Origin of the sequence: Microbispora sp. H11081 (assembly GCF_012999535.1) — a bacterium.
Classification (GTDB): Bacteria; Actinomycetota; Actinomycetes; order Streptosporangiales; family Streptosporangiaceae; genus Microbispora.
Map to the genome: position 1 here is coordinate 612,489 of NZ_JABBWV010000001.1, position 19,044 is coordinate 631,532.

Annotated in this window: 17 protein-coding genes; 11 read left to right on the forward strand and 6 right to left on the reverse strand. The window is 72.7% G+C overall.

What is annotated here, in order from left to right:
- The first annotated feature begins 216 nt into the window (after positions 1–216).
- The 7 genes from HHX31_RS02695 to HHX31_RS02725 all read left to right on the forward strand — a co-directional run bounded on the left by HHX31_RS02695 (position 217) and on the right by HHX31_RS02725 (position 6,092).
- The gene (locus HHX31_RS02695) at positions 217–984 is read left to right on the forward strand and encodes a metallophosphoesterase (protein ID WP_169944648.1); all 768 of its coding nucleotides are present in this window, start codon (positions 217–219) and stop codon (positions 982–984) included.
- A 14-nt stretch (positions 985–998) separates the two neighbouring features.
- A complete protein-coding gene (locus HHX31_RS02700) occupies positions 999–1,436 on the forward strand; it encodes an SRPBCC family protein (protein ID WP_169944649.1) in 438 nt (145 codons plus the stop codon).
- A complete protein-coding gene (locus HHX31_RS02705; protein ID WP_169944651.1) occupies positions 1,433–2,593 on the forward strand; it encodes an ArsA family ATPase in 1,161 nt (386 codons plus the stop codon). The genes HHX31_RS02700 and HHX31_RS02705 overlap by 4 nt, the downstream gene beginning before the upstream one ends.
- Entirely contained in the window at positions 2,590–3,024 is a 435-nt protein-coding gene (locus tag HHX31_RS02710; protein WP_169944653.1) for a hypothetical protein, read from the forward strand. The genes HHX31_RS02705 and HHX31_RS02710 overlap by 4 nt, the downstream gene beginning before the upstream one ends.
- 97 nt (positions 3,025–3,121) lie before the next feature.
- The gene (locus tag HHX31_RS02715) at positions 3,122–4,063 is read left to right on the forward strand and encodes an ROK family glucokinase (protein ID WP_169944655.1); all 942 of its coding nucleotides are present in this window, start codon (positions 3,122–3,124) and stop codon (positions 4,061–4,063) included.
- 4 nt (positions 4,064–4,067) lie between these two features.
- On the forward strand, positions 4,068–4,793 hold the full coding sequence (locus HHX31_RS02720) for an endonuclease/exonuclease/phosphatase family protein (RefSeq protein WP_169944657.1): 726 nt from the start codon (positions 4,068–4,070) through the stop codon (positions 4,791–4,793).
- A gap of 105 nt (positions 4,794–4,898) precedes the next feature.
- The gene (locus tag HHX31_RS02725) at positions 4,899–6,092 is read left to right on the forward strand and encodes a hypothetical protein (protein WP_169944659.1); all 1,194 of its coding nucleotides are present in this window, start codon (positions 4,899–4,901) and stop codon (positions 6,090–6,092) included.
- Between the two features lie 33 nt (positions 6,093–6,125).
- On the opposite strand, the gene HHX31_RS02730 is transcribed toward HHX31_RS02725, so the two are convergent.
- Together HHX31_RS02730 and HHX31_RS02735 are read right to left on the reverse strand one after the other, a co-directional pair.
- Entirely contained in the window at positions 6,126–6,647 is a 522-nt protein-coding gene (locus HHX31_RS02730; protein WP_169944661.1) for a hypothetical protein, read from the reverse strand.
- A 12-nt stretch (positions 6,648–6,659) separates the two neighbouring features.
- Positions 6,660–7,424, reverse strand: coding sequence for a carboxylesterase (locus HHX31_RS02735; RefSeq protein WP_169944663.1), 765 nt, complete (start codon positions 7,422–7,424; stop codon positions 6,660–6,662).
- A 118-nt stretch (positions 7,425–7,542) separates the two neighbouring features.
- Here HHX31_RS02735 and HHX31_RS02740 point away from each other — a divergent pair, with 118 nt between their 5' ends.
- Together HHX31_RS02740 and HHX31_RS02745 are read left to right on the forward strand one after the other, a co-directional pair.
- Positions 7,543–8,241: a 1-acyl-sn-glycerol-3-phosphate acyltransferase gene (locus tag HHX31_RS02740; RefSeq protein ID WP_169944665.1), complete on the forward strand. Its 699-nt coding sequence runs from the start codon at positions 7,543–7,545 to the stop codon at positions 8,239–8,241.
- A 185-nt stretch (positions 8,242–8,426) separates the two neighbouring features.
- Entirely contained in the window at positions 8,427–9,965 is a 1,539-nt protein-coding gene (locus HHX31_RS02745; protein ID WP_169944667.1) for an MDR family MFS transporter, read from the forward strand.
- 127 nt (positions 9,966–10,092) lie between these two features.
- Here HHX31_RS02745 and mmuM read toward each other — a convergent pair whose 3' ends face one another.
- From mmuM to HHX31_RS34025, 3 genes are all read right to left on the reverse strand, one after another.
- Positions 10,093–10,947 carry a homocysteine S-methyltransferase gene (mmuM, locus tag HHX31_RS02750; RefSeq protein ID WP_169944669.1) on the reverse strand — a complete coding sequence of 285 codons (855 nt, stop codon included), beginning with the start codon at positions 10,945–10,947 and terminating at the stop codon, positions 10,093–10,095.
- 407 nt (positions 10,948–11,354) lie between these two features.
- The gene (locus HHX31_RS02755) at positions 11,355–14,075 is read right to left on the reverse strand and encodes a VIT domain-containing protein (protein WP_169944671.1); all 2,721 of its coding nucleotides are present in this window, start codon (positions 14,073–14,075) and stop codon (positions 11,355–11,357) included.
- A gap of 4 nt (positions 14,076–14,079) precedes the next feature.
- Complete coding sequence (locus HHX31_RS34025) at positions 14,080–15,030, reverse strand: MerR family transcriptional regulator (RefSeq protein ID WP_249345346.1); 951 nt, start codon at positions 15,028–15,030, stop codon at positions 14,080–14,082.
- A gap of 445 nt (positions 15,031–15,475) precedes the next feature.
- Here HHX31_RS34025 and HHX31_RS35500 point away from each other — a divergent pair, with 445 nt between their 5' ends.
- On the forward strand, positions 15,476–16,708 hold the full coding sequence (locus tag HHX31_RS35500) for an alkaline phosphatase PhoX (RefSeq protein ID WP_311931264.1): 1,233 nt from the start codon (positions 15,476–15,478) through the stop codon (positions 16,706–16,708).
- Between the two features lie 67 nt (positions 16,709–16,775).
- On the opposite strand, the gene HHX31_RS02770 is transcribed toward HHX31_RS35500, so the two are convergent.
- A complete protein-coding gene (locus HHX31_RS02770) occupies positions 16,776–17,684 on the reverse strand; it encodes a helix-turn-helix domain-containing GNAT family N-acetyltransferase (protein ID WP_169944675.1) in 909 nt (302 codons plus the stop codon).
- A 264-nt stretch (positions 17,685–17,948) separates the two neighbouring features.
- Here HHX31_RS02770 and HHX31_RS02775 point away from each other — a divergent pair, with 264 nt between their 5' ends.
- The gene (locus HHX31_RS02775; RefSeq protein ID WP_169944677.1) at positions 17,949–18,974 is read left to right on the forward strand and encodes a 6-phosphofructokinase; all 1,026 of its coding nucleotides are present in this window, start codon (positions 17,949–17,951) and stop codon (positions 18,972–18,974) included.
- Positions 18,975–19,044: the final 70 nt, after the last annotated feature.

The window sequence follows — 19,044 nt, forward strand, 5'->3', positions numbered from 1 at the left end:
GCGCGGTCTCCGGAACGCCGTGCCGGGACCGCGTTGCGCGGCATCACTCTATGTGTCTCACCGGACGCTACCGTGCGATGTTACGCGGCGGTAGATCCGTCACCCAGGCGTTATCCAGGGACAAATCGACGCTACCAGTGTCCCCATCGGGGATCGGCGCGACACCTTTCCGTTACCCAAGCGGGTGCTAGGTAAAGCGGTCGTTACGATGTGCGCATGCGCATACACGTGGTCAGTGACGTCCACGGCCGGGCCGACGCGCTCGCCCGCGCGGGCGACGGGGCCGACGCCCTGATCTGCCTCGGCGACCTGCTCCTCTTCATCGACTACGCCGACCACTCGCAGGGCATCTTCCCCGAGCTGTTCGGCGCGGAGAAGGCGAGCGAGTTCGTGGGCCTGCGCACGGCGGGCCGCTTCGGCGAGGCCAGGGAGCTGTCGGCCGGTCTGTGGGCCTCCCTGGACGGGGATCCCCGCGACCTCATCGAGGCGGCGGCCAGGCGCCAGTACGAGCAGATCTTCTCCGCCATGCCGACGCCCGCCTACCTCACGTACGGCAACGTGGACATGCCGCGGCTGTGGGCGGAGCACCTGCGGCCCGGGCAGCGGATCCTGGACGGCGAGGTGGTGGAGATCGGCGGGCTCACCTTCGGGTTCGTCGGCGGCGGCCTGCGCACGAAGTACCGCACCCCGAACGAGATCGACGACGAGGAGTACGCGGCCAAGGTCGAGGCGGTCGGCGAGGTGGACGTGCTGTGCTGCCACATCCCGCCCGCCATCCCCGACCTGCTGTACGACGTGGTGGCCCGGCGGTTCGAGCGGGGGAGCGAGGCCACGCTGGAGGCGATCAGGAGGACGCAGCCCCGCTTCGCGCTGTTCGGCCACGTCCACCAGCCCCTGGTCGGCCGGACGCGGGTGGGGCGCACGGAATGCGTCAACGTCGGCCACTTCCGCGGCCGTGGCACGCCTTTCGCCCTGGAATGGTGAAGTACGGTGGGCGCATGGCTGATCGCACTTCGTCGAGCATCACGATCGGCGCCGGCCGGTCGACAATCATGGCCGTCATCGCCGACTTCCCCGCCTACCCGGAGTGGGCCGGCCAGGTGAAGAAGGCCGAGGTCCTGGAGACGGACGCGGAGGGCCGCGCCACCCGGGTCCGGTTCGTCCTCGACGCCGGCGTGATCAGCGACGAGTACGTCCTCGGCTACGACTGGGACGACGACGACGGCGTGCACTGGCGGATGACCGACGCCGGGCGGATGCTCTCCGGCCTGACCGGCAGCTACCGCCTGACGGGTGACGGCGACCGCACCGAGGTCACCTACGACCTCGCCGTGGACCTGAAGGTCCCGATGATCGGCATGATCAAGCGCAAGGCGGAGAAGGTCATCGTCGACACGGCGCTGAAGGGGCTCAAGCGGCGCGTCGAGGGCCGATGAGGGTCCTGCTCTTCACGGGGAAGGGCGGGGTCGGCAAGACCACGGCGGCCGCCGCGACCGCGACGCTCGCCGCGGAGCGGGGCAACAAGACGCTGGTCGTCTCCACCGACACCGCGCACTCGCTCGCCGACGCGCTCGGCGTGCCGCCCTCGGCCGAGCCGGTCGAGGCCGCCCCCGGTCTGCACCTGCAGCAGGTGGACACCCAGAAGTCGCTGGAGCGGCACTGGGGCGAGTTGCGCGACTACGCCGGCGGCGTGCTGGCGGAGCTCGGCCTCGACGAGGTCACCTCCGAGGAGATCACCGTCCTGCCGGGCGCGGAGGAGATCCTCGCGCTGCTCGAACTGCGCGAGCAGGCCCGCACCGGCCGCTGGGACGTGATCGTCGTCGACTGCGCGCCGACCGCGGAGACGCTGCGGCTGCTCGCCCTGCCGGAGGCGCTCGACTGGCACGTCAACCGTCTGCTCCCCGTGGGCAGGCGGATGCTGCGGGCGCTGTCGCCGGTCATCCGGCACGTCGCCAAGGTGAGCATGCCCGAGGGCGAGGTCGTGTCCGCGGGCGAGCGGCTGCACCGGGGCCTGCTGGAGGTGCGCGCGCTGCTCACCGGTGAGGACGCGTCCGTGCGGCTCGTGCTGACCCCCGAGGCCGTGGTCGTCGCCGAGGCCCGCCGCACGCTCACCTCGCTCAGCCTGTACGGCTACCGCGTCGACGCGGTGATCGCCAACCGGGTCTTCCCCGAGGAGGGCGCGGACGAGTGGCGGCTGGGCTGGGTGGAGGCCCAGGCCAGGCAGCTCGCCGCGGTGCACGAGTCGTTCGCGCCGTTGCCCGTGCTCACCGCTCCCTATCTTCCCGCGGAGCCGGTCGGGACCGCCGCCCTCGCTGACCTCGCCGCGCGGATGTACGCGGACCGCGATCCCTTCGCCCGCCCCGACGCCGAGCCGCCGCTGAGGTTCACCGCCGACGAGCTGTCGCTGTCGCTGCCGCTCGCCGACCGCGACGACGTCGACCTCGCCCGCAAGGGGGAGGAGATCATCGTCACAGCCGGGTCGTACCGCCGGGTCATCGCCCTGCCCGCCGCCCTCGCCCGCCGCCGGATCTCCTCGGCCGCGCTCCGGGACGGCCGGCTCCGGGTACGGTTCGAGGCAGGAGGGGCGACATGACGGAATCCAACGACACTGCTCCCCGCGGTCAAGACCCGCTCGGGTCCGCCGCGGAGGAGGCGATGAAGCTGCTCGACGCCGTACAGCGGCGGATGGGCCGCGAGTTCGGAAAGGGACTCGTCAGGGGCGGGGTGAGCGGCGTCGGGGCCGCCTTCGGCGGAGCCCGGCCGGGCGGCCGGAGCGACGACGTGTGGAGCGAGGCCGTCTCCGAGGACCACGACGAGTACGTCTGCAGGGCCTGCCCGGTGTGCCGGGTCATCGCCGCGCGCCGCGAGTCCGGCGGCGACGTCACCGGCCATCTGGTCGCCGCGGGCGGAGAGCTCTTCGCGGCGTTCCGGCAGGCGGTCGACGCGTTGCAGCGCCCCCCGGCACGCCCTGCGGGGGAGCGGCGGCCCGGTGACTCCACCGTGGAGCACATCGATCTGGGATGACGGGCTCGTTGCGAGCGGATGACGGCGGGATTGCCACAACCCCGCTCCATCGGCTTCAATCGGCGCGGCGTGCCGGATCGGGCGGAAGGAAAACAGCATGGCGCTGACCATCGGCGTGGACGTGGGCGGTACCAAGATCGCGTACGGTGTCGTCGGCGAGGACGGTTCCATCATCGAGCGAGACCTTCGGCACAGCCCGGCGGGCAGCCCGGAGAAGATCGCGCTCACCATCGCCGACGCGGTGAACGAGCTCGCGGGGCGGCACGACGTCAAGGCGGTCGGCATCGGCGCGGCGGGCTTCGTCGACGAGACCCGCTCGGTCATCCGCTTCGCCCCCAACCTCGCCTGGCGCGAGGAGCCGCTGCGCGAGAAGGTGGGCGAGCTGATCGACCTGCCCGTCGTCGTGGAGAACGACGGCAACGCCATGGCGTGGGGCGAGTACCGCTTCGGCGCGGGCCGGGGCGAGAGCCACGTGGTGTGCGTGACCGTGGGGACGGGCATCGGCGGCGGCATCGTGCTGGGCGGCGAGCTCTACCGCGGGCGGTGGGGGATGGGCGCCGAGCTCGGCCACATGCAGGTGGTGCCCGGCGGCCGTGACTGCGGCTGCGGCAACAGCGGCTGCTGGGAGCGTTACGCCAGCGGCAGCGCGCTGCTGATGGACGCCAGGAACAACGCGCAGGCCGACCCCGGCGGCGCCGAGCACCTGCTGCGGCTCGGCGGCTCGGTCGACGGGATCCAGGGCGAGCACGTGACCGAGGCGGCGCGCAGGGGCGACCGGGCGGCGGTGGCCGCCTTCGAGTCGCTCGCCGAGTGGCTCGCCCAGGGCCTGGCCGACATGGCCGCGGTCCTCGATCCCGGGTGTTTCGTCATCGGCGGCGGCGTCTCCGGCGCCGCCGACCAGTTCGTCGACCGGGTGCGCGAGGAGTTCGCCGCGCGGCTGACCGGCCGCGGCCACCGCCCGCCCGCCGAGATCAGGGTGGCGGAGATGGGCCCGGCGGCCGGGCTGGTGGGAGCCGCCGACCTCGCCAGGCTCCGCTGACCGCGTGCTGCGGGTCGCGACCTACAACGTCCGGGGGCTCAGGGACGACCGCGCGGCGCTGGTCCGGGTGATCCGGGCCCTGCGCCCCGACGTGCTGTGCCTCCAGGAGGCGCCGCGCCTGCCCGGCTGGCGGCGGCAGCGGCGGGCGCTGGCCCGCGCCGCCGGCCTGTCCGTGGCGGCAGGGGGCCGGGTGGGCGGGACCGCCGTCCTCACCGCCCCGGCCGTACGGCTCCTGCGGGGGCGCGGCCACCGCCTGCGGTGGTTCTCCGGGCTCGAATGGCGCTCCGTGGCGCTCGCCGTGGTGGAGAAGGACGGAGAGAGGTACGCCGTGTGCTCGGCCCACCTCGACCTCGTGGCGGCGGCGCGGCTGAGCCACGCGGCCCAGATCGTGCCGCTCCTGGAGCGCGCCGCCCGGGAGTTCCGGGCCACGCCGGTGCTCGCCGGCGACCTCAACGAGACTCCGGGAGCGCCGGTCTGGCGGCTTCTCGGCGGCCGTTACACCGACTGCTTCGCCGCAGCGCGGGGCGGCGCGGCGTGCGGGGACGACGGGATCGGTGCGACCTTCCCCGCGCGCGCTCCCCGCGTGCGGATCGACGCGATCTTCGCGGGCCCCGGCCTGACCGTCCTGTCGTACGGCGGCGCGGACGTCCCGCCCGCCGACCTGGCCGCCGCGAGCGACCACCGGCCGGTCGTCGCAGAGCTCGCGCCGGGGCCGTCCACCGTGGCCTGAGGGCCGGTGCGGGGTCGCGTCCGTGCCGTCCGGGTCGCCTGCCGTCAGTGAGCGGATTCACCGCCTGTGTGACGGGGAGGGCCCGGTCACCCGTACGATCGTTTCATGACCCGCCGCCTCATACGGCGTGCGGTGCCGTTGTGTGTGCTGTTCGCCGGCCTGCTGGCCGGGTTCCTCCCGCGCGCCACACCGGTCGCGCACGCGCACGCAGCGATCGTCCACGCCCAGGCGGAGCGCGGCCCCTCGGGGGACGAGCTCGCCCAGGACGCGGGCTCCTCCACCGGACGGCTCCAGGCCGACGGCTCCCTGTCCGACGTCGCCGGCCTGTCCGCCAAGGACATCTGGGCCGTGGGCCAGCAGAACGCCTGGGACTTCTGGCGCAACCAGGGAGTCATCACCCACTGGAACGGCTCCTCCTGGAAGGAGGTGCCGATCCGGGGCGACGCCACCGGCGCCGGGCACCTGCGATCGGTCGCCGCCGCCTCGGCCGCCCAGGTCTGGGTCGTCGGCGACGGCCACGACGGCCTGCCGTACGTGGCGAAGGGCACGCGCGACGGGTTCGACCGCGTCGGTGTGCCGCAGTTGCGCACGGGGGACTGGCTCGGCGGGGTCGCCGCGTCCTCCGGCCGGGTGGTCGCGGTCGGCAGCCGGGACGGAAAGGCGTTCCTGGTCAGCGGCAGCACCGCCAAGGGCGCGGCCTGGAAGACCGGCCAGGGCCCCGCGGGCGCGATGTACGGCGTGGCGCTCACGGGCCGCTCGGACGGCTGGGCGGTCGGCGACTCCGGCTCAGGGCCGCTGGCCATGCGCCTGACCGGCGCCGGGTGGAAGCAGGCCGAGCTGCCGAAGATCAAGGGTGGCTTCCTGCGGGACGTGTACGCGGACGGCCGCAAGCACGCCGTCGCGGTCGGGGGCGTGTACCGGAGCGGCGGCATCGCGCCGCTGGTCCTCGAATGGGACGGCAAGCGCTGGAAACGGCTGACGCCGCCGGGACGGCACGCCGAGTTGTACGGCGTCACGGGCAACGGCGACGGCGTGTACTGGATCTCCGGGTACGACCCGGGGCACGAGGCCGAGGGCTTCCTCATGCGGTTCGACGGATCGCACTGGACCAGGCTGCGCGGCCAGGAGACGACCGAGGACCGCACGGTGCGGCTGCAGGCGGTCGCGCACGTGGGCGACCTCACCATGGCGGTCGGCCACATGCTGGACGGCAAGGGCCGCTACACCGACCTCGTGGAGCGGTTCGGCCCGCCTCCCGCCGGGGACCGCACGGTGAAGGCGGCCCCGCCGGCCGACTGACACCCCGCCGGCCGACCGGTCCCCGCGCCGGGGTCAGACGACCGCGCCGTCGTCCCAGCCGGAGTCGGTCGGGGGCCCGTCGCCCATGCGCACGACGAGGATCACGAACCCCGCGATGAACGCCGACACCGCGGCGAACACGATCCAGCCGTCCATGGGCCACTCCAGCAGCGAGGCCAGGAGCAGGTAGGCAGGGCCGCCGAACAGCGCCAGCCAGGAGAGCCGGCTCAGCGTGTCACCCGGCGGCAGGGGCGGCGGGGGCGGGGGGATGTAGTGGTCGTCGTCCCCGGCTGTGGCGGGCGCGCGCGTCTCGCCCGTCTCGTCGGCCGTGTCCGCGTCCGCGTCGGCGAGGTCGACGCCCCCCGCGCCGTCCGCCGTGCTCGCGTTCCCGGGGAACCTGTCGCCCGGGGCGCCGTCGCCGGCGCCCGCGCCGGTCTCCTCGGCGACGTTCTCGCGGTCAGGCCATGGCTGTTCGGCCGAGGCGTCCTCGGCTGTCTTGTTGAACGAGGCGACGATCTGGCGCCAGACCTCGTCCTCGTCACTTTGCGGCGTCACGTCGATCCCGGGTCACAAGTCCTTCGTCAAGGGTACCGAGGCGTGGGAGCGGATGAACTCCAGGCTCCCCTCGAAGATCACAGGCGCGTCGTTGTCGAGGGTGGCGACATGATAGCTGTCCGTCAGCTCTCTGACCTCCAGATTGTTTCCCATCCTCGCCCGCAGGAACGCGACGCTGCCGGGCTTTACCACATGGTCGTCCCTGCTGTGGAACACCAGCACCGGCTGGGTCACCTTGGCGATGTCCGACTGGACGAGCCGCCACAGCCGGGGCAGCGTCGCGGCGGCCCTGACGGGGGTGCGCGCGTAGCCGAGCTCGGTCGCGCCCTCCTTCTTGATGTCGCCCGCCACCCCGGGGATCGAGCGCACGACCTGCTTGAGCACCGGGGCCAGCCGCAGCAGCGGCACGTCGTTGACCACGGAGGGGTTGACCACGACGACGCCGCTGACGGCGTCCCCGTGGACCTCGGCCAGGCGCAGGGCCATGCAACCGCCGAGCGACAGGCCCATCACGAACGCCTCCGCGCACCGGCCGCGCAGGTCGGCGAACGCCTTGTCCAGCTCGGCGTACCAGTCCTCCCAGCGGGTGCGGCTCATCTCCTGCCAGGTCGTGCCGTGGCCGGGCAGGCGCGGCAGGGACACCGTCAGCCCCGCTGCGGCCAGATGCTCGCCCCAGGGCCGCATGGACTGCGGCGAGCCGGTGAACCCGTGGCAGAGCAGAACGCCGATCTCACCGCCCTCATGGTGGTACGGCTCCGCGCCCGGCAGCACTGGCATGGGAGACCTCCGCGAAACGGTGGCGTGTTCCGCCCGATACTCGCACGTTGGTCAGCCTTAGTGCGAGAGGGCTGGGCGTGCGAAGATGACTGCACATCTGAGCCGAGGGGGTGCCCGCGTGTTTTACTGGGTGGTCAAGGCCATTATCTGGCCGGTCCTCCGCTTCGTGTTCCGCCCCTGGGCAGAAGGGGTCGAGAACGTGCCGAAGGAGGGCCCGGTCATCCTGGCCGGCAACCACCTGTCGTTCGCCGACCACTTCTTCGGCGCCGGTTTCCTGCCGCGCAAGGTCATCTCTTTGGGCAAGGCCGAATACTTCACCGGCCGCGGGCTCAAGGGGGTGGTGAGCCGCGCCTTCTTCTCCGGCGTCGGCACCGTGCCCATCGACCGCTCAGGCGGCAAGGCGAGCGAGGCGGCGCTCCGCACCGGCCTGCGCATCCTCAAGGAGAGGCAGGTGCTCGGCATCTACCCCGAGGGCACCCGCTCGCCCGACGGGCGCCTCTACAAGGGCAAGACGGGTGTGGCGCGGCTCGCCCTGGAGTCCCGCGCCCCGGTGATCCCGTGGGCGATGGTCAACACGTTCGAGATGATGCCTCCCGGTCGGCCCGTCCCCAAATTCGGCATCCGCCCCGGCGTCCGGTACGGCAAGCCGCTCGACTTCTCCCGCTACTACGGCATGGAAAACGACCGGCTGGTGCTGCGCGCCGTCACCGACGAGATCATGTACGCGCTGATGGAGCTGTCGGGCCAGGAGTACGTCGACAAGTACGCCGCGGCGGCCAAGACGGAAACGACCGGGGCGGCTAGCGAGAACTCCTAATACTTCCGGTCCGGACGGGTAACGTGGCGTTGTCCGCCGCGCATGTACATAACACGTCGTTCGGATCGGAAGGCGTACAGCATGCCAGCACGCAGGCACCGCACGTGGGCCCCGCCCGGCGCCGCAGGGCGCTCGCGCACGCCCCTGGGCAGCCGCCGGACTCCCGGCGCCCGTGAGCGCGCCGCATGAGCGTCCGGGAGGAGCGGCAGGCCGCTCCCGAGTATCTGCCGCACCGTCAGATCCTGGTCGTGCTCTCCGGAGTGGCCGCCGGGATGCTGCTCGCGGCTCTCGACCAGAGCATCGTCGGCACGGCCCTGCCGCGCATCGTCAGCGAGCTCGGCGGCCTCGACAAGCTGTCGTGGGTGGTCACCGCCTACCTGCTCACCTCGACCGCGGCGACCCCGCTGTGGGGCAAGATCTCCGACCTGTACGGCCGCCGGATCATCTTCCAGACGGCGATCGGCATCTTCCTGCTCGGCTCGGTGCTGGCCGGGCTGAGCCAGGACATCGCCCAGCTCATCGGCTTCCGGGCGCTCCAGGGCCTGGGCGGCGGTGGCCTGATGGCGCTGGCGTTCAGCATCATCGGCGACGTCATCCCGCCGCGTGAGCGTGGCCGTTACCAGGGCTACTTCGGGGCCGTCTGGGGCACCTCCAGCGTCGCGGGCCCGTTGCTCGGCGGTTTCTTCACCGACGGGCCCGGCTGGCGGTGGATCTTCTGGATCAACGTGCCGATCGGGGTGATCTCGCTCGTCGTGACCTCGATGGCGCTGCGGATCCCCTTCACCCGCCGCAGCCACCGCATCGACTACCTGGGCGCGGCGCTGATCGTGGCCGGCGTGTCGTGCTTCCTGCTCTACCTCGACTGGGCGGGGGGCGAACTCGGCTGGACCGCGCCCGGCTCGCTGGCCATGCTCAGCGGGTTCGTGGCGCTCGCGGCGCTGTTCGTGTTCGTCGAACTGCGGGCGCCCGAGCCGATCCTGCCGATGCGGCTGTTCCGCAACAAGATCTTCAGCGTGGGCAACGGCTTCAACTTCCTGGCGGGCCTGGCGATGTTCGGCGGCATGATCTTCCTGCCGGTCTATCTCCAGGCGGTCCAGGGCATGTCGCCGACCGTGTCCGGCCTGGCGTTGCTGCCCGCGGTCTTCGGCATCTTCTCCACGTCGATCACCTCCGGGCAGATGATGAGCCGCACGGGCCGATACAAGATCTTCCCGATCCTCGGCGGCGCGGTCCTCCTGGTGGCCATGTGGCTGCTGTCCACGATCAAGGTGGACACGCCGTACTGGCAGGTGGCGGTCTACGCCTATCTCTTCGGCGCCGGGCTCGGGTTCACCATGCAGACGGTCGTCACGGCGATCCAGAACGCCGTGGACCGCAGCGACATGGGCGTCGCGACGAGTTCGGCCACGTTCTTCCGCATGATGGGCGCGGCCATCGGCACGGCGATCATGGGAGCGGTCCTCACCAACCGGCTCGCCCACCACCTGGCGGCGGAGTTCGGCGGCAGGATGCCGCCGGGGCGCGTGGACGCCAACAACGTGCAGGCGATCCAGCGGCTGCCGCAACCGGTCAAGGACCACGTGCTGGTCGCGTTCACCAACGCGATCGACGACGTGTTCCTCGCCAGCCTGCCCTTCGTCGCCCTCGCGCTGGTCGTGGCCCTCTTCCTCAAGGAGATCCCGCTCGCCGCGCGGGGCGCGGGAAGCCCGCCCGCCGTGGGCTGACCACCCGCCCGGTGGCGCGGCGTCCGCGACCCGGGCGGGGTGGGTTCGTCTCGGGACGCGCTTCGTCTGGCGTCCTTCTGGGATGCCCAAGCGCGGCGTGACCGGGCGGCGTGGTCGGGCGAGGTGGTCAGGAGAGGCGCGCGCGGATCTCCCGGATGTGCGCCGGGGTGGTGCGGCAGCAGCCGCCCACGTAGCGGGCGCCGAGCGAGACCCACCCGGCGGCGGCCTCGCCGAACTCGACGGGATCGGCGAGGCCCAGCCAGCGCCGGTTCTGGGCGTCCCAGGTCTCGCCGGAGTTCGGGTAGACGATCGACGCTCCGTGCCTGATCAGATCGGGCACGAAGCGCGGCGCGGTGCAGTTGACGCCCACGGCGACCACCTGGGGGAGATCCGCGAAGACCGCGGCGCACTCCTCGAACGGTGTCCCGTCGCTGACGTGCTCGCCGTCCCGGCAGGAGAAGGTGACCCACGCCCGCACGGACGGCGTCTCGCGCAGGAGCCTCGCGAGCGCCCGCGCCTCGGCGCGTGAGGGGATCGTCTCGCACGCCAGCAGGTCGGCCCCGGCCTCGGCGAGGAGTTCGAACCGCTCCCTGTGCCAGCCGGTCAGGCCGTCCTCGTCCAGGTCGTAGTCACCGGTGTACTCCGCGCCATTGGCCAGGTAGGCGCCGTACGGTCCCACGCTCGCGGCGACGAGCCCGTGCCCGGCCTCGTCCCTCGCCTGCACCGCGAGCCGCACCGACAGCCGGATGAGATCGCGGGCCTCCTGGGGCGTGAGGCCGTGCTTGACGAACCCGGGAACACTCGCCTGGTAGCTCGCGGTGGTGGCGACGCCGGCCCCGGCCCGGAAGTAGTCGAGGTGCGCCTGACGGATGACGCCGGGGTCGTCGGCGAGCAGCCGTGCCGACCACAGGTCGTCGCTCAGGTCACAGCCGAGTGTCTCCAGGTGCGTGGCGAGACCGCCGTCAAGGACGATTGGGTTCATATCGGGCAAGATTACGTGTTCGGGCAGACCAGCCCGGCCCTCCGTCCTGCGGTCGCGTCGGGCGGAGCGCAGGCCGACGGCCGGGCTTGAGGCGGCAGGGCCGCGGGAAACCATCGGCGGTCCCCGGGCGTTGGCGGCATATGGGGCTGAAAAGGCTCGTCGATCGGTTGCTGCACCGCCGGTCTCGCGTCCCCGCAGGTGGACGCGACGATCGGCCCGACGCGGGAGGAGTGAGGGAGCCGCGGCGTCCCGCGCCCACCCCGCCGTCCGATGTCATTCGCCTACCCGAACCATCCTGAGGGCTTCGCCCGCGGCGAAACCCGAACGAGTGCGGCCGGAGCCGGCTTTCCCCGCCGGTCCCGGCCGCGCCGGTCTTCTCCCGCCGGGTCAGCCCGCCCGGCGCGGGATCATGATCGCTTCCAGAAGGGACGCCGGCCTTCGTCCGCGCCGGAGCCGGGAAGCCCGGAGCCCGGAGATCCCGAACGCGACGACCCGGGCCCTGCGGATCCGGCGCCGGGGGATCCTGGGCTCGGGGGCGTGGAGCCCGTGCCGCCGGTCAGCGCGGTCAGCAGTTCGGCCGCCCGCTGCCAGAGGCCGCCAAGGGAGACCTCGGCCCACTCGGCCCTGTCCAGGTCGGCGGCGAGCGCGTCGAGGTCCGCGTGCCCGCCTGTCATCTGAGCGACGACCCGCAGCCGGCTGGCGAGGTCCGCCAGATAGCGCCGCCGCTCGCGCTCGGGCAGCGACTCCGCCTGCCGTAGTTTCGTGAGCTCCTCGGCCAGCAGGGGCCGGATCCCCTCGAAGTCCGTGACCGGTGGGGTCCCGTCGCCCGGATGAGGAAGGAACCCGCCGAGGGAGAACCCACGCGAGCCGCCGAACGAGAACCCACGCGCCGCTCGTCTCGGCGGTCCGGCGGGGCGGTGCGCGGCGGGGTTGGGAGCGGCAGGGTTGGGAGCGGCAGGGTTGGGAGCGGCAGGGTGCGGCGGGGCGGGAGGAGCGCCGGGCGGCGGCGGGGCCGCGGCGACGGGCTGGCCCGCGGTGGAGCCGGATGCGGCCTCCGGCCCGGACGTGAAGGCGGCCAGCTTCGCCATCATCGGCGCGCCCGCGGCCATCATCGGCATCGCGGTCGGCATCTCCCAGCCGCTCGGCGGTTCGACCGGCTGGATCACGCGATGCTCAGGACCGCCCTCGCCGGTGACGCGGGTGTCGACGGCCACGAAGGCGGTGAACCGGCACAGCACGCCGAAACGCAGCGAGATGTCGACGATCCCTTCTTCGAGGGAGTGGTCACCTGTGGCGTACCGGTCCTCCAGACCGCGCAGGTGCGCCCGCGCCCACACGGCCCGGGCGGCGGGGTCGTGAGCGTGGTGGCCCTCGACCCGCTCCTCCCAGGGGCGGCCGTCGGCCGTGCGGCCGTGCACCGTGAGGGTTCCGGCGGCCCGCTCTCCCCGGTAACGCCCGCTCACCACCAGGGGCACGCCGGGGTAGAGGGAACCGGCATGCGTGACGGTGTCCGTCACGAGTTCCACGCCCTCCGCCCGCACCGTGAGGTCCGTCACCAGCGGTGAGCCGATGCGGCGGTGGATGTGCTCCATCGCCACATCGAGCCGGTCCTCCGACTCGACCAGTTCGCACCGGCCCGAGCCGAGCATCGCCAGCCGCCCGAGGAACCCCGCGTTCACCGCCCTGTCGATGCCCACGGTGTGCACGCGGATGCCGTTGAGCCGGGCGCCGACGCGTTCGAGGATCTGGTCCTCGTTGCCCACCTGGCCGTCGGTCACCAGGACGATCACCCGATCAGGCGCCTGCCCGCCGCTGGACCGGCCGCGGTCGCCGGAGCCCGTGCCGGGGGCGTGGCGCTGAGCGGGCGTGTCGTGCCCGTCGAGCAGCCACAGCGCTTCCTCCAGGGGCGCGAGCATCTCCGTGCCCCCGCGCGCGTCGAGCCTGGCCAGGTGCTCGACGGCCCGGAACCGGTTGCGGTCGCTCCCCTCAACCAGGCCGCGGGGGAAGGCGCGCTCCACCACGGAGTCGAACGACAGCACGGCGAACCGGTCGTGCCGGGTCAGCGTGTCGACGATCCGGGCCGCGGCCCGCCGGGCGGCCACCATCTTCCAGCCCGTCATGCTGCCGGAGCGGTCGAGCAGCAGGACGACGTCACGGGGCGCGCTGTGAGCGGCGTCCTGTGAAGGCGGCAGCAGGGTCAGCACGAAGGTCCCCTCGTCGCCCGCCGCGGATCCCTGGTCGTCGGCAGCCGCGCCCTCGCCGGCGGGAACGGGGTCCGCGGCGTCATCCGTGGCGGCGTCCTGCGTGACGGCGAGGGTGGCGTCGTCCGGTACGAGCGCGAGCGACGACGAGGCGTCGAACGCCAACCGCAGGATGAAGTCGCGGTCGAGTCGTTCGCCGGGCCGCAGACTGATCGTGTCGCCCTCCCGGTCGACCTCGTGCAGGCTGGAGCGGACCTCCCGCAGGTCGAGACCGGCGGGGTCGATCGTGGTCGTGAGCGAGAGCCGCACCGGATTGGGGAAGCCGGGAAGCAGGACGGGCGGCGTGATCCGGGACGCGTCGGGCACGGCGTCGGTGTCGGGAGACACGCCGTCGCCTGCCGAGGACCCCGGCAGCGGAGCTCCGGGTATGTAGCGGGGCGCCACGACCAGCGGGAAGCGGAACTCGGCCGCGCCGTCCTCGTAGGGGAGCGGCTGGCTCAGCGTCAGACGGACGACCACCCGCTCCCCGGGAACGATGTTGCCGACCCTGATCGTGAACACGTCGGGCCGGTCCTCCTCGGCGATGGCCGCACGCCTGCCCTCGGCGAGCGCGCGGTCGTAAACGGCCCGTGCCTGGCCGCGCTCCTTGAGCACGCCGTCGATCACCCGGTCGTCCGCCTCCATCCGGAAGGCGGTGACCGCGGCCCGCGGCGGCAGCGGAAAGACGTACGTCGCCTCAAGCGACACGTCGAAGGGGTTGCGGAAGGTCTGGACGACCTCGACGCCGGCCACGAGCCCGGTGACGTGGGCGGTGACGTCGACGCGCTCCAGCGGGAGGTTGCCCTTCTCGGTCTCCAGCGCGCCGAGCCCCGCGTCCGGTATGGGCCGGTACTCCTCCGGCCGCATAGGTGTGATGGGAACGGTCATGACGTCATCCCTCCAGCGCGTCGGATGCGTGCGGATCGAAGTCGGTGGAGTCGCCGGGGCCGTGGAACTGCCCGGCCAGGCCGAGAGCGGTGAGCGCCGCGAGGAGCGGCGCGGCGGCCCGGCGCAGCGCGGCCACCTCGTGCCCGTGAGGAGCCCGATGGGCGAGGTCGAGCAGGATCGTCACCCCGGGCGCGAGCCGTACGCCGTGCACGACGTCCGGTAGCGCGGAGTCCGGCAGCGTGACGTCGGGGAGCGTGACGTCGGAAACCGCGGTGCCGGTGTCCGCAGCCCTGGAATCCGCGGTGCCGAACTCCCGGGCATCGGTGTCCATGGTGACGGAGTGCCCGGACGCCGTAGGGACGGACGAGGACGGGTGCGCCCAGAAGCGTTCCCGCGCCGCCGGGCGTGCGATGTCCGGCGCAGGGGGGATCACGCCCGGCTCCGGCCGCGTCCCGCACCAGCCGGGCGCCGGCAGCGGAGTCGGCAGTGGCACCGGTGGTGGCGGTGGCGGTGAAGGCGGGACCGGCGATCCGGGCGGCGGCCCGGCAAGCCGGGCGGCACGCTGGAGCATGGCGTCGGTCGCACCCGTCAGCTCCGCCTGGATGGCGGCGATGGACAGGCCGTCCGCCTGGCGGCGCTTCACGGCCACAAGTTGGAGCAGGTGGCGGCGGCCGTAGAGGGCCACCCGGCCCCGTCTTCCCAGCGGGGGGTCGAGCAGCCCGATCGTCGTGTACCAGCGGATGAGCCGTTCGTTGGGCACCTCGCGGACCCTGCCGTTGCCGCGCGGCTCACTGCCGCTCGCCCCTTGCTCCCGGCCGCCGGCCCCTTGATCCTGGCCGCCCGCATCCTGCTCTCGACCGTCGGGCTCCGGCTCCTGGCCGTTGGTTCCCGGCGCCGCGCCGAGCAGGGCCGCCGCCCGCTCCGCCAGCTCGCCGATCGTCCAGGTCTCGCTCATGCGACCACCATGACACTGTCACGATGACACTGTCAACATTTTCTTCGTCTTCCCGGCGTCACGGTTTCCGAAGTGTTCGTCCGCGTGAGGCGTGCCGCTTCTCCCGCCGTTCACACGGGAGGGATCGACTGGCGACGCGCCCGCGCGGCGAACGGACGTGTGCGACCTGCGCGAACGGGACCCGTGCGAACGGGCCCGCGCACACGCGGACGTGCGCGAACGGCAGGGGACAACAAGCCGCGTCCCACGAGGACGTGGGACGGAAAGAGCCGGTCCTGGCGTTGTCGATGTGGGTAGGGGTGCGAGGCGGCCCCGCCCCCGGTCCGGGCGACGGCCGCGCGCGAAGAACGAGCGGCCCGCCAGGGGCGGACCGGCACGACCAAGGGGAAGGTCGAGGAGGCGGTCAGCGGTGCAGGGGACTTCCGTCCGGTCGGGGGAGCTCTCGGTGTTTCCGGGAGCGGTGTGGCGGGCGGCGTTCGCCCCTGACGAGGGGCACAAGCCCTCCGGATCGAGCGGGCCGCCCGGCCTGAGCGGGCCGCCTGATCCGAGCGAGCCACCCGACCCGAACGGCCCGTACGCCCAGGGGGACCCGGGCGGCCCTTTTCCGCCGGAGGTGCTCCAGGCCCTGCCGCCGGGCTTCACCGGCCGGATCGTGGCGCGGTCGGGGGAGCGGACCGGGGGAGTCGTCTGGCACGCCGCCCCCGACGGCGGCGGGTGCTTCCCTGACGGGGACGGCTGGATATACGTGTCGAACTGCTCGCTGCCGCTGCTCGGCGGTGTGACGGCGCTGCGCTTCGCCCCGGATGGGACGCTGCGCGACGGCTGCCGTGTCCTGTCCGGCGCCGATTGCAGCGGGGCAGGCGCCGCGACACCGTGGAACACGTGGTTGTCGGGCGAGCGGACGCCCTACGGACAAGTCTTCGAATGCGACCCGTACGGACTGCGCGCTCCCATGCCCAGGCTCGCGATGGGCCTGTTCTCCCACGGCGGCGTGGCCTGCGATCCCGACCGGGGTGTCGTCTACCTCACGGAGAGGGAGCCGGACGGATGTCTCTACCGGTTCCGGCCGGACGACTGGGGCGACCTCACCACAGGGGTCCTGGAGGTGATGACCGGCGCGCCCGGCGAGGAGGAGGTGGGCTGGGAGCGGGTGCCGGCCCCGGCCGGGGCGCAGGTGGTCTTCGGCGAGCACGCGCCCATCGCCGGGCACATGCCGCTGCGCGACCAGGTGAAAGCAGCCAGGAGGTTCACGGCCGGCGGTGAGTGCCACTGCCGCGACGGCCTGCTGTGGTTCGTCACCGAGGGGGACGGCCGGGTGTGGGCGTACGACGTCGTCCACGAGCGCCTGACGGTGGCGCACGACGCCGCCGACCGGCCGGGCGATCCGGCGGGCGGCGAGCAGGGCGGCCAGCAGGGCGCCGGGCAGGACGGTGGCCGGCGCAGCGAGCAGAACGGCGGGCAGGGCGGCGGGCAGGGCGGCGAGATCACCCTCGTCGCCGCGGACCGGATGGTGCCGTTCCTGCGGGTCACGGGCGGCTGGACCGTCTCAGGCCCCGCCATGTCACCGGCCGGCGACAGGCTCTACTTCTCCTGCCGTCCGCCGCGGTCCGCGGGGCCCGCCCCGGTCTCGGTGACCGTCGAGGTCTGCGGGCCCTTCCTGGACCTCGTCCGCGGCTGAGCCGGTCGCTCCCGCGCTCCGCCGCCCCGGTCACAGTGCTAAACCGTGCCGGGAGCCGCCCGGCGCGTCACAGGTCCCTGGCCCATATCTGCTCGTTCACGGAGATGCCCGACTCCTCGCCCGGGTGCTGCTCGACCAGTTCGAACCCCGCGGCCTGGTAGATCCGGCGGGCGCTCGCGAGGACGTCCCGGGTCCACAGCATGATCCGGCGGTAGCCGGCCTCCGTGGCGAAGCGCAGGCACTCCTCGACCAGCCGCCCGCCGATGCCCATGCCGCGCGCGGACGGCTCGACGAGCAGCAGGCGGAGCTGGGCCGTCGTGTCGTCCTTGCGCACGCAGAAGACGCACCCCGCGGGCTCGCCGCGCACCTCGGCGATCCAGCCCGCCTCCCGCGCGGGGTCGTGGTCCTCGCCGTACTCGGCCATGATCCGCGCGACCAGCGCCTCGAACCCGAGGCCCCAGCCGTACTCCTCGCGGTAGAGGACCCCGTGCCGCTGCACCACCCAGCCGAGGTCGCCCGCCCGCGGCGGCCTGATCACGTACGGCTCGCGCCGTTCGGCGGGCTCCAGCAGGCTCCGTACGGTGGACATCGCGGACACGAGTCGCCGGCGTTCTGTGTCGGTCAGCTTCGCGAGCAGGGTCTCGATCTCGGCGGCCGAGCGCCGGTCGAGCACGGCGAAGACGTCGCGGCCCTTTGGCGTGAGCCGTACGACCTGGCGTCTGGCGTCGTCGGCCGAGCGTTCCCTGGACACGAGCCAGTCGGTCTCGAACCTGGTGAGGATCCGGCTCAGATAACCGGCGTCGAGTCCGAGCGCGCTCCTGATGTCGGCGGTGTCTGCCACCTCCCGGGTGCCGAGTTCGAACAGCACCCGCGCCTCGGTCAGGGAGTAGGGGGTGTGGTGCATTCCCGCCCCGAGCACCCCGATGACGGAGGTGTAGAAGCGGTTGAAGGCACGGACTTCCGACACGAGCTCCATATCTTCCCTTGCCTGTCTCAAGGAAATGTTTGACGCAGTCAAAGATACGGCCGTTGTAGGCCCCACGGGAAGACGCCCTCTCACGAAGGCGCGGTCTCGCCGTGCGAGACTGAATTTGGTCCGGTCGGCCACGTGCCGTAGCCTCTTATTTTGGTCTAGACCATTGTGTGAGGCTGGGGCAGAATGCGGTGCGGTGGCGTGCCGGGTCTGCGTCGGGCCGGCCACGCCATTCCACGCGTCATCCCAGATGGAGGAATACCCGTCATGCGTATTGGAGTCCTCACCGGAGGCGGCGACTGCCCCGGACTGAACGCGGTCATCCGCGGCGTCGTCCGTAAGGGCGTCGGCGTGTACGGGCACGAGTTCGTCGGATTCCGGGACGGCTGGCGCGGCCCTCTGGAGGGCGACACCATGCCGCTCGACATCCAGGCGGTGCGCGGCATCCTGCCGCGCGGTGGCACGATCCTCGGCTCCTCCCGCACGAACCCGATCAAGATCGACGGCGGCGTCGAGCGCATCAAGGAGAACCTGGCGGCGACCGGTGTCGACGCGCTGATCGCCATCGGCGGCGAGGACACGCTGGGCGTGGCCAAGCAGCTGCACGACCGCGGCGTGAACGTCGTCGGCGTGCCCAAGACGATCGACAACGACCTCAACGCCACCGACTACACCTTCGGCTTCGACACCGCGGTCAACATCGCGATGGAGGCCATCGACCGGCTGCACACCACGGCGGAGTCGCACCACCGTGCGCTGATCTGCGAGGTCATGGGCCGCCACGCCGGCTGGATCGCGCTGCACGCAGGCATGGCCGCAGGCGCCAACGTCATCCTCATCCCGGAGAAGCCGTTCGACATCGAGAAGGTCTGCGCCTACGTCGAGTCGCGGTTCAAGACCCGGTACGCGCCGATCATCGTCGTCGCCGAGGGCGCCCACCCGCTCGAGGGCCAGATGGCGCTGCAGACCGGCGAGCTGGACTCGTTCGGCCACGTGCGCCTCGGCGGCATCGGCGAGATGCTCGCCAAGGAGATCGAGAAGCGCACCGGCAAGGAGGCCCGCACCACGGTCCTCGGCCACATCCAGCGCGGTGGCACGCCGACCGCCTACGACCGCGTGCTCGCGACCCGCTTCGGCCTCGGCGCCATCGACGCGGTGAACGAGGGCGACTACGGCAAGATGGTCGCCCTCCGCGGCACCGACATCGTGCGCGTCGAGCTCGCCGAGGCGACCGCCGAGCTCAAGACCGTTCCGGCCGCTCGTTACGAGGAGGCCGAGGTCTTCTTCGGCTGATCGGACGCGGGTCCGTCACCACGGCCCGCGCACGATCCGGTACGGCTCCCGCGACGCCCCGCGGGAGCCG

Excerpts from the sequence above, each read along its gene's own strand:
- HHX31_RS02695 (WP_169944648.1), top strand. The coding sequence starts at position 217 with ATGCGCATACACGTGGTCAGTGACGTCCACGGCCGGGCCGACGCGCTC.
- HHX31_RS02700 (WP_169944649.1), top strand. The coding sequence starts at position 999 with ATGGCTGATCGCACTTCGTCGAGCATCACGATCGGCGCCGGCCGGTCG.
- HHX31_RS02705 (WP_169944651.1), top strand. The coding sequence starts at position 1,433 with ATGAGGGTCCTGCTCTTCACGGGGAAGGGCGGGGTCGGCAAGACCACG.
- HHX31_RS02710 (WP_169944653.1), top strand. The coding sequence starts at position 2,590 with ATGACGGAATCCAACGACACTGCTCCCCGCGGTCAAGACCCGCTCGGG.
- HHX31_RS02715 (WP_169944655.1), top strand. The coding sequence starts at position 3,122 with ATGGCGCTGACCATCGGCGTGGACGTGGGCGGTACCAAGATCGCGTAC.
- HHX31_RS02725 (WP_169944659.1), top strand. The coding sequence starts at position 4,899 with ATGACCCGCCGCCTCATACGGCGTGCGGTGCCGTTGTGTGTGCTGTTC.
- HHX31_RS02735 (WP_169944663.1), bottom strand. The coding sequence starts at position 7,424 with ATGCCAGTGCTGCCGGGCGCGGAGCCGTACCACCATGAGGGCGGTGAG.
- HHX31_RS02745 (WP_169944667.1), top strand. The coding sequence starts at position 8,427 with ATGAGCGTCCGGGAGGAGCGGCAGGCCGCTCCCGAGTATCTGCCGCAC.
- mmuM (WP_169944669.1), bottom strand. The coding sequence starts at position 10,947 with ATGAACCCAATCGTCCTTGACGGCGGTCTCGCCACGCACCTGGAGACA.
- HHX31_RS02755 (WP_169944671.1), bottom strand. The coding sequence starts at position 14,075 with ATGACCGTTCCCATCACACCTATGCGGCCGGAGGAGTACCGGCCCATA.
- HHX31_RS34025 (WP_249345346.1), bottom strand. The coding sequence starts at position 15,030 with ATGAGCGAGACCTGGACGATCGGCGAGCTGGCGGAGCGGGCGGCGGCC.
- HHX31_RS02770 (WP_169944675.1), bottom strand. The coding sequence starts at position 17,684 with ATGGAGCTCGTGTCGGAAGTCCGTGCCTTCAACCGCTTCTACACCTCC.
- HHX31_RS02775 (WP_169944677.1), top strand. The coding sequence starts at position 17,949 with ATGCGTATTGGAGTCCTCACCGGAGGCGGCGACTGCCCCGGACTGAAC.